This window comes from Burkholderia sp. BCC0322 (assembly GCF_902833045.1).
Taxonomy (GTDB): domain Bacteria; phylum Pseudomonadota; class Gammaproteobacteria; order Burkholderiales; family Burkholderiaceae; genus Burkholderia.
This window is the reverse complement of sequence record NZ_CADFDU010000009.1, coordinates 266,810-282,662: the sequence shown is the minus strand read 5'-3', so window position 1 is coordinate 282,662 and position 15,853 is coordinate 266,810. Positions and strand designations below refer to the sequence as shown.

At 64.1% G+C, this 15,853-nt stretch carries 13 protein-coding genes and 1 pseudogene; 3 read left to right on the top strand and 11 right to left on the bottom strand.

Annotated elements, in window-relative coordinates; genetic code table 11:
• The 6 genes and pseudogenes from HWX39_RS24655 to HWX39_RS24630 all read right to left on the bottom strand — a co-directional run.
• On the bottom strand, positions 1-1,314 hold a 1,314-nt coding region (locus HWX39_RS24655), incomplete at its 3' end, for an acyl-CoA dehydrogenase family protein (RefSeq protein WP_175970393.1).
• 414 nt (positions 1,315-1,728) lie between these two features.
• Complete coding sequence (locus HWX39_RS24650; protein ID WP_244135092.1) at positions 1,729-2,388, bottom strand: HAD family hydrolase; 660 nt, start codon at positions 2,386-2,388, stop codon at positions 1,729-1,731.
• Positions 2,389-2,512: 124 nt separating this feature from the next.
• A complete protein-coding gene (locus tag HWX39_RS24645; protein ID WP_175970391.1) occupies positions 2,513-3,379 on the bottom strand; it encodes a hypothetical protein in 867 nt (288 codons plus the stop codon).
• A gap of 175 nt (positions 3,380-3,554) precedes the next feature.
• Positions 3,555-4,046 (bottom strand): hypothetical protein, encoded by a 492-nt coding sequence (locus HWX39_RS24640; protein ID WP_175970390.1) that lies wholly within the window; start codon positions 4,044-4,046, stop codon positions 3,555-3,557.
• Between the two features lie 162 nt (positions 4,047-4,208).
• The gene (locus HWX39_RS36860; protein ID WP_347879599.1) at positions 4,209-4,559 is read right to left on the bottom strand and encodes a WYL domain-containing protein; all 351 of its coding nucleotides are present in this window, start codon (positions 4,557-4,559) and stop codon (positions 4,209-4,211) included.
• Positions 4,447-4,734 (bottom strand): annotated as a pseudogene (locus tag HWX39_RS24630) (transposase); the annotation flags it as partial. The gene HWX39_RS36860 and the pseudogene HWX39_RS24630, both read right to left, overlap by 113 nt.
• Before the next feature lie 249 nt (positions 4,735-4,983).
• On the opposite strand from HWX39_RS24630, the gene HWX39_RS24625 reads away from it, so the two are divergent.
• A complete protein-coding gene (locus tag HWX39_RS24625; RefSeq protein ID WP_175970388.1) occupies positions 4,984-6,597 on the top strand; it encodes a hypothetical protein in 1,614 nt (537 codons plus the stop codon).
• A 209-nt stretch (positions 6,598-6,806) separates the two neighbouring features.
• The gene (locus HWX39_RS24620) at positions 6,807-8,120 is read left to right on the top strand and encodes a DUF3944 domain-containing protein (protein ID WP_175970422.1); all 1,314 of its coding nucleotides are present in this window, start codon (positions 6,807-6,809) and stop codon (positions 8,118-8,120) included.
• A gap of 82 nt (positions 8,121-8,202) precedes the next feature.
• On the opposite strand, the gene HWX39_RS24615 is transcribed toward HWX39_RS24620, so the two are convergent.
• Together HWX39_RS24615 and HWX39_RS24610 are read right to left on the bottom strand one after the other, a co-directional pair.
• Positions 8,203-9,117: an alpha/beta fold hydrolase gene (locus tag HWX39_RS24615; RefSeq protein WP_175970387.1), complete on the bottom strand. Its 915-nt coding sequence runs from the start codon at positions 9,115-9,117 to the stop codon at positions 8,203-8,205.
• A 151-nt stretch (positions 9,118-9,268) separates the two neighbouring features.
• Positions 9,269-11,512, bottom strand: a complete 2,244-nt coding sequence (locus tag HWX39_RS24610; protein ID WP_244135087.1) for a TonB-dependent siderophore receptor — start codon at positions 11,510-11,512, stop codon at positions 9,269-9,271.
• Positions 11,513-11,814: 302 nt separating this feature from the next.
• Here HWX39_RS24610 and HWX39_RS24605 point away from each other — a divergent pair, with 302 nt between their 5' ends.
• Entirely contained in the window at positions 11,815-12,522 is a 708-nt protein-coding gene (locus tag HWX39_RS24605; protein ID WP_175970386.1) for a FadR/GntR family transcriptional regulator, read from the top strand.
• 15 nt (positions 12,523-12,537) lie between these two features.
• Here the strand turns inward: HWX39_RS24605 and HWX39_RS24600 are convergent, their stop codons facing one another.
• From HWX39_RS24600 to HWX39_RS24590, 3 genes are all read right to left on the bottom strand, one after another.
• The gene (locus HWX39_RS24600) at positions 12,538-13,560 is read right to left on the bottom strand and encodes a methyltransferase (RefSeq protein WP_175970385.1); all 1,023 of its coding nucleotides are present in this window, start codon (positions 13,558-13,560) and stop codon (positions 12,538-12,540) included.
• 77 nt (positions 13,561-13,637) lie between these two features.
• A complete protein-coding gene (locus HWX39_RS24595; RefSeq protein ID WP_175970384.1) occupies positions 13,638-14,738 on the bottom strand; it encodes a 3-dehydroquinate synthase II family protein in 1,101 nt (366 codons plus the stop codon).
• 50 nt (positions 14,739-14,788) lie between these two features.
• The gene (locus HWX39_RS24590; protein WP_175970383.1) at positions 14,789-15,853 is read right to left on the bottom strand and encodes a 3-dehydroquinate synthase II family protein; all 1,065 of its coding nucleotides are present in this window, start codon (positions 15,851-15,853) and stop codon (positions 14,789-14,791) included.

Sequence of the window (15,853 nt, the reverse complement as noted above, 5' to 3'; positions counted from 1 at the left end):
GTAGATCGCCAGGATACGTGCATCGCGGTAATACTGCGCCGCGCCCGTCTCCTCGATGAAACCCATCCCGCCGTGCACCTGCACGCCCAGGCTCGCCACGTCGTTCACCATCTCCGTGCTCCAGCCCTTCACGACCGGCACCAGATACTCGTAGATTGCCTGATGACGCGCACGCGTCGCCTCGTCCGAATGGCGGTGGGCAATGTCGCTGTGCGCGGCGGCCACGTAGGCCAGCGCCCGCGCGCCTTCGGTCAGCGCGCGCATCGTGCCGAGCATGCGGCGCACGTCCGGGTGATGGATGATCGTCACCGACTGCTTGGCCGAACCGTCCACCGGGCGGCTCTGCACGCGCTCCTTCGCGAATTCCGCCGCCTTCTGGTACGCACGGTCGGCCACGCCGATCCCCTGCATCCCGACTCCGAAGCGCGCCGCGTTCATCATGATGAACATGTATTCGAGGCCGCGGTTTTCCTCGCCGACCAGGTAGCCGATCGCGCCGCCGTGGTCCCCATATTGCAGCACCGCCGTCGGGCTCGCCTTGATCCCGAGCTTGTGCTCGATCGACACGCAGTGCACGTCGTTGCGCGCGCCCAGCGAGCCGTCGTCGTTGACCAGGAACTTCGGCACGATGAACAGCGAGATGCCCTTCACGCCTTCCGGCGCGCTCGGCGTGCGCGCCAGCACCAGGTGGACGATGTTGTCCGCCATGTCGTGCTCGCCCCACGTGATGAAGATCTTCGTGCCGAACACTTTGTACGTGCCGTCGCCCTGCGGCTCCGCGCGCGAGCGCACCAGCGCCAGATCGGAGCCCGCCTGCGGCTCGGTCAGGTTCATCGTGCCGGTCCATTCGCCCGAGATCAGCTTCGGCACGTAGCGCTGCTTCTGCTCGTCGGTGCCGGCCGTCAGCAGCGCCTCGATCGCGCCGTCGGTGAGCAGCGGGCACAGCGCGAACGACAAGTTCGACGCGTTCAGCATCTCGATGCACGGCGTCGCGATCAGCTTCGGCAGCCCCTGGCCGTCGTACTCGGCCGGATGCTGCAGCCCCTGCCAGCCGCCTTCGACGAACTGGCGGAACGCTTCGCCGAAGCCCGGCGTCGCGGTCACGACGCCGTCCTTCCAGCTGCTCGGATTGCGGTCGCCTTCGACGTTCAGCGGCGCCAGCACCTCGCCGCAGAATTTCGCGGATTCGTCGAGCACGGCCTGCGCCGTGTCGTAGCCGGCATCCTCGAAGCCCGGCAACTGCGCAACGGCCTCGATGCCGGCCAGTTCCTTCAGCACGAACAGCATGTCCTTGACGGGGGCGTGATAGCTCATGGTCGATGTTCCAATCAGACGGGGTATGTGGGGCGCTATGGGGCTCGAGGCGGGAAAACCGGCTCAGGCCCAGGCGACGACGTGAGGCATCGTAATGCTGTGGCGGGCGATTCTTATTGTCATATCCGGCCCATGTGGTGACAAAATCGGCCACGGGATCTTTTGGGGGGGCGGGGAAAGGCTGGCTGGACGTGGGTTTGAGCGTGGACCGGATCGGCGGGTTTGGGGAATTGGCGAGCAAACGGTGTGCCGCGTCGTCGGGATGGTGCGGTCGAGATGGGCAGGTTTGCGCGGCGGCTTTCGGGCTACGGGTTTACCTTGATCCACGATGCGTGTCGCGCGCCTGCTGGCAATTCCGGCCCGAAGCCGGGAAGCACCTTGTGTGGAAACGATCACGCGGAGGTCGGAGAGCGCTTAAATCCCGCGCAAAAAAACCGGAAGTGAAGAAAGATCGTCTATGACGTGGGGCGGGGTCTCGAACCGTCCTGAGCGCAACTGGATCCGTGCCCACGGGCCGCGCCGCAAAAACACCGCAACCATGCCTGCCTGGCGCGCCGGATCGACATCGTTGTCGAGTCGATCGCCGACGTAGGCGATCTGCGACGGATCGAACCCGTCCGTCTCGGCAATGATGCGCTCGAAAAAGCGCACGTCCGGCTTTTCGACACCCCAGGATGCGGATGATGCGACGATATCCGCCGGCACGCCGAGCGCACGAAGTGCACGTTCCGTTTCGACGGGCTGATTCCCAGCAATGCCGACCAGAATTCCGGCTTCGCGCAACCATTTCAGGCACGGCACGACGTCGGGGTAGAGATCTTCCGCGGTCACCGTGTAGGCACTCCCGGTCGACTCGCGTTCGTGACGCAACGTGGCGAAGTCGACACCGGGCCTCACGAGGTCGAACACCCTGCGGTGAGGCTCACCGCGTTCGATCACTGCCCGGAGGGACGTGTGAAACGCGCGGCGCGAAACGCCGAGATAGTCGGCCCACTCATTCCAGTCGCGGGTTTCATCGACCAACGTTGCGCCGACGTCGAAGAACACGGCCTTTATTTTCATTGCGCGGATCACGCTCAAGGCAACAGGTTTCGGTTTTTAGCAATTCCGGGAATCGTTGCCCATTGACGGTACCCGGCCAGTCGTGGCCGGTCGACACGAACATCCGCACGACTGTTCTGGCCATGAGTCGCTCCTGTTACCCCGCCGAAGTCAACGTATGGACAAGCTTTCTGCTCGTGCGATGTACGCCGAAGGCCAGTCCGCCCCCCAGAAGCGTATTGTGCATGTGACCGTCAAGCCGAACCGTCACATAGGAATCTGTCTCTTCGATCAGCTGACCGGAGAAATGAATCGCCTGGGGCGGAGTATAGATTCCCATGCCGCCAAGTTTGCTACCAACGATGTATAGCGAACCGAAGTTCACCGGTTTCCCCCTCGTTGGCAGCTTTCCATTCAAATCCCTTTGCATCAAATCCGACAATGCTGCCGCACCGCCGGAAAGTTCTGCACGATAGTTCGCCAGGTCTCTCGAACTCAACGACTTTAGCTGGGACTCGCCATACGACGTGGGCAGATCATAAATGTAACGCCCCACCCATGGCGAAGGGCTGGAATTGTCATGCGCGTGAAACACCAACGATAGCCGGAACCTGCCGTCATCGCAGTGCTGCATAAAAACGAATGGTTCGACCGTATACAGTGCCGCCTTGCCGTCCACGAGGAGTCCAGCCTGACGTATCGCCTCCAAAGCCACGGGCTCGGGGTCAACCAGAAACACCGAGCCGTTGTATTCATCGACCATCGCCCTTGTATTTGCAGAGATGTTCATGCTGCCAAGAATCGGTCCGAGCAGAATACTTCCACCGCCGGGCTGAACGACAACATATTTTGTACCGGGCGCTATGGCCGATTGTTCCGGCAAATAGTTTGAGGTTGGCACGGTACTGGAAATAGCAATGGAAACATTCCCTTGCGAAGACGCGGATGGCGGAGGGCTACTTGGTGTAGCAGCACATCCGGCGAGCATCAGCACTGCAATTGGCGATAACAGTCGACTCAGCATGGATACCTTTCTCCCGCGATTGAATGACGGAACATCTCTTCTCTCACATCTCATCGATCCCGGCCTTGACCAACCTGTGGCCCTCCCGCAAGCCGAGAGGCCAGTTGCCGGGTTCGCGAGCGACGGCTAGCCGCTCGACCAGGTACCGGCCGTGACGAACAGCAAATGGCGATTCCTACCTGCTCTCGTCCAATGCATCGTTCCAAACCTTCGCGCCCTGCTCATGGGAAGCAATGCCGTTGAAGAATGACTCGATGGCGGCGCCCATATCAAAGTCATCACACTTGTCCCATAAGACGAGCTTTGGCTTGTGAACACGGAAGTTGCCGGTGCTCTTCGGGGTGTACGCCACCGCAATCGCTGCTTTTGCCCACGGGAAAGCATAGGCACGCGCTTCCAGAATGATCGCATCAAGCTTTTTGCCTTCCGGAATCGCTATCCGGCCGTCGTACGCCAGCACGCCGTCGCTCGCGCTGAATGGTGCGCTCTCAAGAAGCTTCCGGCCATGCTCAACCGCAACCCCTGAATCGTCGAATACGAGTCGTTCAAGTCTACGCTGACCATCGTCGGTCCGGAACGCGGCCATGGGAACAAGGCCGTCCGTATCGGAGACACACCAAACAGCATGCGCAGCAACAAAACCTGCGAGTTCAAAGGCAGTGAGCATATTAGCTGGAGGAACCTATATGTCAGGATCAGGTATATTGCCGGCGCTATTAGCGCCAGCGCAAGTCTGGTGCGGAATGAAGCGGGGAAACGGAATAACCGACACGGGCAGTTTCACCGCGACGTATCAGTATCCTTGCTGCCGGACCGAGCGGCTCGAACTTCAATCGCCGCGCTCCGCGGCGGGAGTCACCGGAGCCCTATAGCGCCGGAGCGTCACATCCAGCAACTCCGCGATTTCCTCGCGCAATTCTGGCGGAGAAATCACCTCGACCGAAGGCGCATGCTGCAACAGCAGATGGCGCAGCGCCACGGAAGGCGCCACTGTCGCCCATAACACGAAGCCATCGGCCCGATCTTCAAGACGCTGATCAGCAGCAAGCCGCACCGAGCGGAACTGGCTAGTGTCCCGTTCCGCTGATTCGCGAGCAAAGTCGATGCAGCTTTTCGAGGATGGAATCGGCTGACGCGGTCCAGACGAACGGTTTGCAGTTTTCGTTGTAGTGGGAGACAAAGTGATCGATTCGCTTGATCAGTTGTTTGACCGAGCCGAACGAGCCTCTCCGGATCGCTTTGTCGGTGATCAACGCAAAGAAGCGTTCGACCTGGTTGAGCCACGAACTGTAGGTAGGAATGAAATGCATGTGCCAGCGGGGGCGTGCCGCCAGCCACGCCTTGACCTTCGGATGCGGTTAAGCACGAAGCATGGCCTGATCACGGGCTAAAGATGTCTTGGAGGCGGTCGATATAGGTGTGTACGTTTTCGCCCCCGTGATCTGCAAGCCTCTCGAGAAAGAGCAGTGAGCAGAATTTGCCGAGATGCGGCGCTTCCCCGACAAGCAGCTTCCTCTCGCTTTCGGTGGAGCCCTCCGGCAGTAAGCGATGAACCATGGACCGGTGTTTCTCGCCGGAGATCTGGCTTGGTTGGAGAACTATGAATGTCGACTAGCGTAGATAGATTCCAGCGACGCAAGGCTCTGACGAGCCGGGAGCGGAGCCCCGAGCTTGCCAACGGGACACCCGTTCCGGAATCATCGACAGACGGTCAAGTGGATGAGGCCCTTCTCGCGACGCTCGGGACGGATGTGTTTGTCATGCCTGACCTCTGCGTGCACTCAGCGGAAGTTGACGCAATCCTGAAAGAGGTAACGGATCTCTACAACCGCGATCGACTCGAAGCGACGTTGGAGAAGTGCAAATCGGACGTGATTCAGTCGATTGTCGGCCCGTTCGGGCTCGGCAAGTTCATCAGCGCATATGACAAGCGCGGTGGAAATGTCGACACGGTTCACAACGTGCGCAACGGCGTCTGGGCAACGGACGCCGAGCGGGAAAAACACGAGAGCCGGGATGAGTATGACCCGACGCCGTACCACACCCACGCGGATTACAAAGCCAAGAACGCCGAGACGTCGGCAGGCGTGAAGGCCGGCACGGCAACGGATGCCGTCACGGGCAAGGTTCTCCGACACAAACAGAAGCAACTCGACCACGTGGTCTCGGCGAAAGAAACGCACGACGACGCGGGCATTACGCTTGCGGAGTTGGACCACACGGACATGGCAAATCGCCCCGACAATCTGGCTCCCACACATTTTTCGATCAACACGTCGAAGAAGGACAAGAGCATGTCGGCGTACCTGGTGTGGCTGGACGAGCAGAAGGAATCACGAGACGCGCGAATCGAGGTACTTGCCTCGAAACCCGAACTCTCCGACAAGGAACACAAGGAACTCGGCAAGCTCAAGGAGCAGGCAAGCGTCGATGAAACCCGCGCCCGGGAGCTAGATGAAAAGGCGCGGAAGGACCGGGACGGAGAGGTCAATCGCAAGTACTACACCAGCGAAAAATTTGCGCTCAACGTGCTTGGCAGCGGGCTTGCCGAAGGCGCCAAGATGGGGGGGCAACAGATGATCGGCGCGGCCGTTGCGGAGTTTCTCGTCGCACTCGTCGACGAAATCCAGGACTGGTATCGCAACGGTCGCAAGGACATCAACTTCAAGGTGCGATTCGGACGCGTCCGCGACCGTGTCATCTCCAGGTGGAAGGAATTCCTGTCGCACGGCCTTCAAGGCGCACTTTCAGGGTTCATCTCAAACCTTGCCACGGTCGTGATCAATGCCTTCGTCACCACGCACAAGCGCGTCGGGAGAATGGTTCGGGAAGGTGTGTTTTCGATGTTCCGCGCGTTCAAGACGATCATCGTGCGGCCGGAGGGCATGACCTACCAGCAGGCCATGCACGAAGCGTCAAAGCTCGCGTTTGGGGGCGCGCTGGTGATTGGCGGGGTTGCCGTTGAAGAGGTTCTGGTGCGCCAGCTCCAGGCAATCGGACTGGGCCTTATCGCCGACGTTGCCGGCGCGGTCATTGTTGGCTCTCTCGTCGCTATCGCGACACTCCTGTGTGCGCTTACGCTGGATCATCTCGATCTGTTCGGCGCCGAAGCAGCCATGCGCGACGAACAGGTGGGAAACATGCTGAAGGCAGACACCGAAGCGTCCATGGCGGAGTGCGAACGCTTGTTGCAGGCGCTGGCGCCACGCGCTGGCTGAGGCGATTCGGAGCGCCGGACCCCATACCGAGCCGATGGCACCGTGGCTCGGCGAAAGTATGAAAGAGGCCCATCCAGACCGGCATGCCGCTTTCCCCTGGCAACCCCGTGATGGGGAAACCATCAGGCTATTTCTGCGCCGGTGCCAGCGTGTTCGCCGGACATTGGCCCGTGGGCAAATGACAAGAACTGAACAGACCAAGGACAACAATGGGTATCAAGTATCGGGCGGACAACGACCTGACGTTTCTGAAATACAGTTCGGAGGAGGACCTGGCCGTACTCGCGCGCTATCTGACCCATGACAAGGACGGCAAGCCGAGGCGCGCAAGCGAGTTACTGAGCGATCCCGATTTCCAGAAGGCCGAGGGTCAACCCGACCGTCACCGGAAATCCTGGGACGCCATTGCAGGTGAACTGCAGCACTTCGGCGGGGACACGCTTGCAAACCTGGTCCGCGGCACCGGAGTCCTTTACAGAGAAATTCTGCTGGATGTATGCGCAAAGCTGAACGTCAAGGCAGATAAAAAGGGAACGGTCTCTGAAATCGAGACGGAGGTGGTTGACAAGGTCATCTCCGATGCATGGGGCAAGCTGTCGCCAGCCGAGCAGGATGCGCTGCTGGCCGGAGTTGGGGGCGTTTGCAAGGTGGGCGGCAGCGGGCTGCTATCGCTTCAGATCCTTTTGCAAGGTGGCGGCCCCGTTGCGTTTGCGATCGTGAGGGCGCTTGCAGCGTCTATCGGATACACGCTGACCGGTCAGGCAATCCTGCTCGCGGGCGGCGGTGCAGTCTTGCGTGCATTTGCTGGCCCGTTCGGCCTGGCGGCCTCCGCATTCCTCATGGTGCCCAGTATTAGTGGAGCAGCGTATCGAGTCACGATCCCCTGCGTCATTCAGATCGCATACATGCGGAGGGCCATGCATCAGGAGGACGCCACTTCCCAAGACGCGCCGAGTTCGAGGCCGGTTGGCGTTCCGGGTGGGCGATTCGGCTATTGGGCAGCGGTGAGCGCAGCCATCGCCAGGAACGCTTATGCCTCTGCGACCGACGCGGTCTTGCCTAAGCGCCAGACCGCCAAGGAGCCGGGCCCCACGCCCGATGCTGCTGCCGAAATGCGAGCCCGACAGACAAAGCTGGAGGCTGCGGTGGCGGCGGTGTTTGAGAGGACCAACAACTTGGAAGAGTACTTCGAACTTATCGTATCGACCCATGCTATCGGCCTGGCCTGCGTTGCCGTGGATGGTCATGTTTCTCAAGAGCAAGCGCGCGAGATTAGCGAGTTTGTCACGGGTGTCGGAGGCAGATTGATGCCCAAGCATGTGCTCGTAAAAATCGAGCGACTATCCAGCGCCCCACCCAATCTTGCGACAGCGTTCGAACTGGTAAGCCGACACAACGCCGAGTCCTTGGAGTTTTTCGACAGTGTCGTCGAAGACACGCTGACATTGAGTGGGCACGACAAGTCCTCGATCGATAAAACGCTCGGTGAGTGGCGGGCGCTGCGCATGAGTCGTGCGGCTTGATATCCGGGGGCCTGTCCCACCGATGTAGACAGGCCCGATTCGGTCTCCCCGGATCAGACCGGATGCGTGCCCAGCCTCCCCCCTACTTCATCGCCACCAACGGCCCGACAAACTGCTCAAAGTGCGGCAACCAGATCGGTATCGCCTCCTTGACCGAAAACATCCCGTGCCCGTTCTTGCCGTACGGCGGCTCGACAATCATCTGCCCGCGCCCCCCCGCCCCCTGAAACGCGGCAAACCAGGTCGCCACAACCTCCGGCGCAAAATACCTGTCGTTCTGCACGTAATGCCAGAGCACCGGCACCCTCGTCGTACTCGCAAAATGCCCGATCGTATCGGCCATCTGCTTCGGATCGCACGGCATCCCGGGATGAGTCGTCGGATTCCCCCCACGTCCACCCGAGAAGTTCACCACCGCGACCACCCCTTGCGGCGCGTAGCTGGCCGCCGCCAGCGAAGCAAAACCACCCGCCGACTGCCCGACCAGCACGACGCGGTTTCGATCCACCTGCGGCAACGTCTGCCCATACCGCACGGCCGCCAACACATCGCGCGCGGCCTGCTGGCCCGCAGCAAGGTAGTCGGGATGCCTGCACGAACCCGCATCCTCTTCATCGACCCCGCCCGTCGCCCCGTACCCGCGGCGGATCGGCACAATGACCGCGAAACCGAGTTGCACGAACGTCCGGATCTGCGGCAACGCGCGGTAGCGGCCCACCTTCGGCCGGTCGCGCGGATCGGGCGGGCTGCCGTGGCTCAGCACGATCAGCGGAAAGGGCCCGGGGCCGTCCGGCAGGTAGGTGGTGGCGACGATGTCGCGCGTGCCCGCCCCTTCGTCGACCGGGATCTTGACGACGGTTTCATGCAGATCCGGCGCGATGGACGTGTCTTCGACCGCCGTCGACGTGCAGCCGACAACGGAAGCGATCAACGCGCCCGAGACCAGCACCCGACACAGGCGGATGGCGATCCGGTTTCGACGAACGACGATGCTCATGGGTGATTTCTCCACGAATCCGCGGCCGACGCGACGGCCCACGCTGCCGCGACACATACGGCGAAGGCATCAGTGTATCCGGGCGGCGGCGCGGTCGGGACAACCGCACGCGCACAGCCGGCCGCACCGGCATCGCGATCGTCACCCGCCATCACCACCGGTAACTCACATCCCCCGTCACCATCAACCGCGTGCCATAGAAACACCCGCCCGCCGAAAAACACGACGACACATAAGTCCGGTCGAACAGGTTGTTCACGTGCGCTGCAACGCGCCACCCCTTCCACGCGGGCCGCTCAACGCCAAGGTCATACGACAGCCCAAGATCGAACAGCACGACAGCCGGCACATCGAACGTATTGACGTTGTCACCCGCGCTGCGCCCGACATAACGCACACCGCCACCGACCTTCAACCCGCGCAACCCGGGCCGATCGACCGCGTAATCCAGCCACAGCGACGCGAGATGGCGCGGCACCGCCGCCACGCGCTTGCCGACGACAGCCGGATCCGTATCGGCCTGCACCGTCGTGTCGAGATACGTGTACGCGGCAATCACATCCAGTTGCTTCCACACGCGCGCACGCCCTTCCAGCTCGATCCCGCGCGATCGCACCTCCCCCGTCTGCACGCTGAAGAACGGATGCTCGGGATCCGCAGTCAGCACATTGCGCTGGCGAATATCGAACGCCGCGATCGACACGTTCTGCCGCCGATCCGGCGACTGATAACGCAGCCCGACCTCGAACTGCTTCGCCTTCGTCGGCGTGAACGGCTGGCCATCGAAGCGCGTGCCGAGTGCCGGTTCGAACGACGTCGAATAGCTCATGTACGGCGCGAAACCGCTATCGAACAGATAGACCGCTCCCGCACGCCCCGTGAACGCCCGCGTGCTCTGCCGCACGCTCGCGGATCGCAGCAGGTCATCGGTCGTCGTGCGCGACCACTCCTCGCGCCCGCCGAGCGTAAAGACCCACCGATTCCAGCGCACCTGATCCTGCAGATAGACGCCGATCCGGTCAGGCGTCTGACGCGTCTGCTGCGCGACCGGCGGCACCGCATACGGCTGCCCGTAATCGGGCGCGCGCGTATCGAGCGGCGGCGCCGCACCGAAACCCGACCCGACGAGGTTCGCCACCGCATGCTCATACGACAGCCCGGCCAGCACCGTATGCTCGACCGGCCCCGTCATCACGCGCATCTCGGCCTGGTTGTCGAGCGCGAGATGGTTCACGTGCTCGCGCGACCACGACAGCGAACGATTCAGCACGCCCGGCGCCAGATACGGCGCAATGAAGTTGACGGCCGCACCCGCGAAGTCGACATCGAGATGCGTGTAGCGCACGTTCTGCCGGACCTTCCACGTCGAATCGAAACGATGCTCGAACGCATAGCCGATCATTGCCTGCGTGCGGTCATACGTGTCGAAACCGGGCAGCCCCGGAAAGAAGTGTGTCGGAATCCGCCGTCCCGCATCCGGCCAAAGCGTGCCGAGGGCCGGCAGCCAGCCCGCGAAGTTGTTGTGGGGATCGCGCTGGAACGACCCCAGCAGCGTGAAACGCGTATCGGCGTTCGGCTGCCACGTCAGCGACGGCGCGACGACGATCCGCTGCTGTCGCGAATAGTCGATCTGCTCGTCGGCCCGGCGTGCGAGGCCGTCGAGCCGGTAGCGCCACGTGCCGTCCTGCGTCACGGGCCCGCTGAAATCGAATGCAAGCTGCCCGCGATCGCGGTTGCCGGTCTGCACGGCAAGCAGGCGCTGCGCATCGCGCGTCGGCCGCTTGCTGACCATGTCGACGATGCCGCCGGGGCTCGCCTGTCCGTACAGCACCGACGCCGGGCCGCGCAATAAGTCGATGCGTTCGAGCGTCCACGGATCGACGACGCTCGCGGCCCAGTTCACGCCTTTCGGCAGCGGCAGGCCGTCGAGCATCTGTGGATTGATCGCCGCCGCCGCGAACCCGCCGAAGCCGCGCAGGAACACGCTCTCGAGCACGCCGCCGGGGCGCGAGTCCGCATAGGCGCCCGGCGTGTAGCGCAGGCTGTCGCCGACGCTGTGCACGTCCTGCCGGTCCATCTGTTCACGCGTGACGACCGACAGGCCCTGCGGCACCTCGACGATCGCCGTGTCGGTCTTGGTGCCCGCGCGCGATACGTCGGCCGCGATGCCCTGCACGGGGCCGACGCCCGTCTCGCGCCGCCCGTCGACGACGATCGGCGCGAGCATCTGCGTATTCGCGGGCTCGCCCGCATCCGGCGCATCCTGCGCCGCGGCGGCAACCGGCATCGCGGCCGTGCAGGCCAGTGCGGCCGCCCAGCCCGGCACGCGCCGCAACGCCGCCCGCGGCAACGGAAATCCTGGCCGCGCACGGCGGCCGGTGTGTGATCGAATCATCTCGGGTTATCCGGAAAGCGGAGACGGACGTCGGCGGTTACGCCGCGCCCTCGAGTAGGAAGACGGGCCGCTCATGCAACGGCGACCTCGACTGAACAGCGAATGGGAATCATTTACGCCGGCGCGGCGCGGGTAAATGCCGGTGGACGCAATCGACGAATGTGCGGCACGCATCGATCGGCCGAAGATTTATTCGTCTGACGTTAACAAAATGTCACGTTTGAATATCGTTATCCTGAACGACCAAACGAATGATCGGATGATAGGATAGCGACACCCTCAAGTTTCAAGCGAAACACGCAATGTCAAGCCTGCCCCCGGCCATCCGACACTCGCTCGTCGATTCGGCGATCGAGATCCTCAAATCCAATATCACTTCCGGCATCTGGCGCGTCGGTCAGCGCATTCCGACCGAGCTCGATCTCGCGAAGCAGCTCGAAGTCGGGCGCAATACGGTGCGCGAGGCAGTCCGCACGCTCGCGTATTCCGGCGTGCTCGAAGTGCGCCAGGGCGACGGCACCTATGTGCGCCGCAACGTCGATCCGGCGGAGACGATGCGCAATGTCGATCGCGCCGCGCGCAGCGACCATCTCGAGCTGCAGTGCATGCTCGAAACGGAATGCGCGCGCTACGCGGCGCGCCGGCGCACCGACGAGGATCTCGCGACGCTGCGCAAGCTGCTGAAGGCACGCGGCGAGCGCGAAGCGACGCGCGACGTGAAGAAGTTCGTCGAGCGCGACCGCGCGTTTCACATCGCCGTGGCCGCCGCATCGCACAATCACGCGCTGGAAGCGCTGTATCGTTACTTCTCCGGCTCGATCCTCGCGAACGTCGAGGACATCCTCGTCGAACTCGACGAGGCCGAGATTCCCGAGCCGGACATGCGGGCGCACCAGGCGGTGCTCGACGCGATCGAACAACGCGACGAGAACAAGGCGGTTCGCGCCACGCTCGCGATCCTCAAGCCCCAGATGACCTGGCTCGAGACCCGCGAGACGCCCGCCGCCTGACGCGCCCGGCCCGCGCTACGCCGCGACGGCCTCGATCACGTCGATCTGCCCGTCCGGCGCGGCGCGTACCCCGGCGGGCCGCCAGCCGGCGGCGCCGAGCAACGCGTCGTATTCGTCGCGCGTGCGCTCGCAGCCGCTGCCCCAGCACATCATGTGGATGTCGTAGAGCTTCGAGAAATGCGCGACGCCCGGCGCCGGCACGACCCGTTCGATCACGAACACGCGCGCGCCGTCCCGGGCGCTTTCGCGTGCCCGCTTGAGGATCGCCACGCACTCGTCGTCGTTCCAGTCATGCAAGATCAGCTTCAGCAGATAGACGTCGGCCGCCGGCACCGCATCGAACATGTTGCCGCCCGCCTTGCTGCAGCGTGTGCTCACGCCCATCCGCTGCGCCCAGTCATCCGCATCGCCGTCGATCACTTCGGGCAGGTCGAACACGACGCCGGTCAGTGAGGGAAAACGCCGCAGCAGGCTGCACAGCATGTGCCCCTGGCCGCCGCCGATGTCGCACGCATGCGTGCCCGGCGCGAACGTGACGTCGCGCAGCGCATCGACGACCTGTTCCGACTGCACGGTCGAGAAGCTCGACATCGCGCGCTTGAAATCGGTGCGGTAGCGTTCGTGGTCCTTCGCATAGTCGAATGCCATCGCGCCGAACTCGCGGATGAAGCCGTTCTGCTGTCCCTCGCGCACCATGTCGGGCAGGTGCGCCCAGATCGCGTAGTGCTCGGGGCCTTCCTGCAGCAGCACGAAATCGCGCAGCGTACTCGGGGCGTCCGCATGCAGCAGCGCCCCCGACGCGGTGGCCCGGAAGCCGCGGCGCGTATCCTCGTCGAGCAGGCCGAGCGACGCAAGCGCGCGCAGCAACCGATACAGCAGCGGCTCGTCGACGTCGAGCTTCGCTGCGAGCGCGGCCGACGACACCGGCGCGTCCGTCGTGACCGCATCGAACACGCCGAGCCGCGTGCCCGCATACAGGATCCGGCTGCGCCACCGTCCGAACAGCGTGTCCAGCACCTGTTTTGCCGCATTTTCCATAAAGTACTCCTGAACATGAATCGACCGCGCCGGCGCGTGACGCACCGGGCGATCGCATCGTCAATGAAGCATGCGGATCACTGCTCGTGCAGGAACTCCCGGATCGGGTAGCCGACGTGGCGCTGCGCATCGAGCGTGTAGCCGAGGATGCGGTCGCCGCGCTTGAGCTCCGTGATGTTGTGCACGCTGCCCTTCGGCCCGAGCACGCGCACGTGCCAGTCGTCCTGCGCGATGATGTTGATCGCGCGATTGGCGGCATTCTTCGCCTCGATCAGCAGCAGCGGACGCGTCTCGACCTTCGCGCGCCCGACCACGACGCGGCGCGCCTTGCCCTGCACGTTGACGGCAAGAATCTCCGCGCCCGATTCGAGCTCGGCGAGATAGCGCGTGCGGTTGTCCGGCGCGACGACGTACGAATGGAGCGCGGCCGCGTTCACGCGGAACGGGCGCGTCGGCATGTACGGCAGCGGGTGCGTCTCGCTGCTGATGAGGATCATGCCGGTCGAATACGAGCCGACGAGGATGCCCTCGTCCTGCTCGAAGCGCGAGCAGGTATCGACGCACACGCGTTCGCCCGGCCCCAGGTGCGTGAGCCCCACGATCTCGATTTCCTCGAGCTGCAGATCCTCGACCGTGTCGCTGCAGATCGACACCAGTTGCGTGGCCTGCCCGACCTGCGTCGGCGTGAACAGCACGCCTTCGGGGCCGCGCTGCAGCACGTTCAGCGTGACCTCCGCATCCTCCAGGTCGGCGACGACGGTGATCAGCTCGCCCGTCGCTCGATCGGCGGCCGCCAGCAGGATCTCGAGCGGGATCTTGCTCGGGTCCTGCAGGAATTCGACGAGCAGCCACGGCGTGGACGTCGACAGCTCGCACGCACGGGTGAGCGTCGCCTCGCCCGTCACCTCGATGAACACGCCGAGTTCGACGCCGTCCGGCACCGCGAAATCGACCGGCAGGCCATCCTTCACGAGGACGATCTGCACCTGCTCGAGCAGCGCGGCATCGGCCGGCTGCCGATCGACGACCGCGACCTTGCGCGCGCTCGGCGGCAGCCGGCCGGCCTGCTCCGCATCCTTCACGACGAATGCGGACACGCCGACATGCAGCGCTTCCTCGGTGATCTCGTCCGCGAGCTCGCCGATGTTGCGCAGGTCAATCCAGGAAAGCTTCTTCAAGGCCAATCTCCTTCGAAAGGGGATAACGCAGGTTGAATGACAGGATGAAACTAGCGGCTGACGGAAACGGCCAAACGCGACGCGGCGGCCCTCATCCGGCAATCCACCCAGCCGGCGCCCGGTTCGTAGCCGGCAAGCCGGACACCGGGCGCGACATCGGCGAGACCGACGCGCGCGCCGTCGTCGGTCCGGAACTGCACCGCACGGTCGCCGCGCATCACGACGCGCGTGTTCGCGCCGGATGCGCTGCGCGTGTGCAGCGCGACGAGCGGCGCGGATTCGATCCGCACGCGGCCGACCACGATCGCGCGCGTGTCGCCTGCCGCGCCGACCGTCAGGATCCGCTCGCCGGAACGCAGCAGCGAAAGCTGGCGCGCGCGGTCGCCGCCGCAGAACACGAACGATTCGGCCGAGCCCGCGTCGATGCCGAACGTGAGCGGCTGGCCAGGCGGGTGCGCGGCGCCGGCCGCGACGACCAGCAGCATGCTGGTCGCGCTCGCGCCGGCCAGCACGCACTCTTCGCCGTCCAGCTGCGAACAGCCGTCGATCACCGCATGCAGCCCGGCGCCGAGCGGCTCGACGCGCTGCACCTCGAACGTCTTCAGCTTCAGCGGCTCGCGCGGACGCAGCTCGCCGCAGGCAGCCAGCACGCCGCGCAACGCGGCCGCATCGCGCGGTGCGAACGCGATGTCGACCGGCGACTGCGCATGCTTGCGCGCGAGGTAGGCCGCGCCGTGCGGATCGGCCAGCGACACGACGATGCGGCACGCGGCATCGCGGACACTCGCGAGCAGGCGCTCGAGCGGCACGGTGGTCGCGAGCGCGTAGTCGAGCAGCACGAGCGCGTGCCGCGCGATCGCGGTGCGCGCGGCGTCGAAATCGGCCGCGCCGTCGATCCTCACGCGAACGCCGGCGAGCGGCGCATGCGCGTCGTCGACCAGCGTCGCGACGCCCGCCGTCGAAACGGCCAGTTGCGCGGCCACGGCGGGCGCGCACGTGTCGCGCGCGGCCTCGGCCACCACGAAGCGGCACGCGCCGGCCCTCGCTGCGTCGGCCGCGACGGCGCCTGCCTGCGCGCCGAGCGCGCGCAGGTCGATCCACGGATAGCGATACAT

Coding starts and splice junctions, on each gene's coding strand:
- HWX39_RS24645 (WP_175970391.1), bottom strand. CDS start 3,379: ATGCTGAGTCGACTGTTATCGCCAATTGCAGTGCTGATGCTCGCCGGA.
- HWX39_RS24640 (WP_175970390.1), bottom strand. CDS start 4,046: ATGCTCACTGCCTTTGAACTCGCAGGTTTTGTTGCTGCGCATGCTGTT.
- HWX39_RS24625 (WP_175970388.1), top strand. CDS start 4,984: ATGTCGACTAGCGTAGATAGATTCCAGCGACGCAAGGCTCTGACGAGC.
- HWX39_RS24620 (WP_175970422.1), top strand. CDS start 6,807: ATGGGTATCAAGTATCGGGCGGACAACGACCTGACGTTTCTGAAATAC.
- HWX39_RS24615 (WP_175970387.1), bottom strand. CDS start 9,117: ATGAGCATCGTCGTTCGTCGAAACCGGATCGCCATCCGCCTGTGTCGG.
- HWX39_RS24610 (WP_244135087.1), bottom strand. CDS start 11,512: ATGATTCGATCACACACCGGCCGCCGTGCGCGGCCAGGATTTCCGTTG.
- HWX39_RS24605 (WP_175970386.1), top strand. CDS start 11,815: ATGTCAAGCCTGCCCCCGGCCATCCGACACTCGCTCGTCGATTCGGCG.
- HWX39_RS24600 (WP_175970385.1), bottom strand. CDS start 13,560: ATGGAAAATGCGGCAAAACAGGTGCTGGACACGCTGTTCGGACGGTGG.
- HWX39_RS24590 (WP_175970383.1), bottom strand. CDS start 15,853: ATGTATCGCTATCCGTGGATCGACCTGCGCGCGCTCGGCGCGCAGGCA.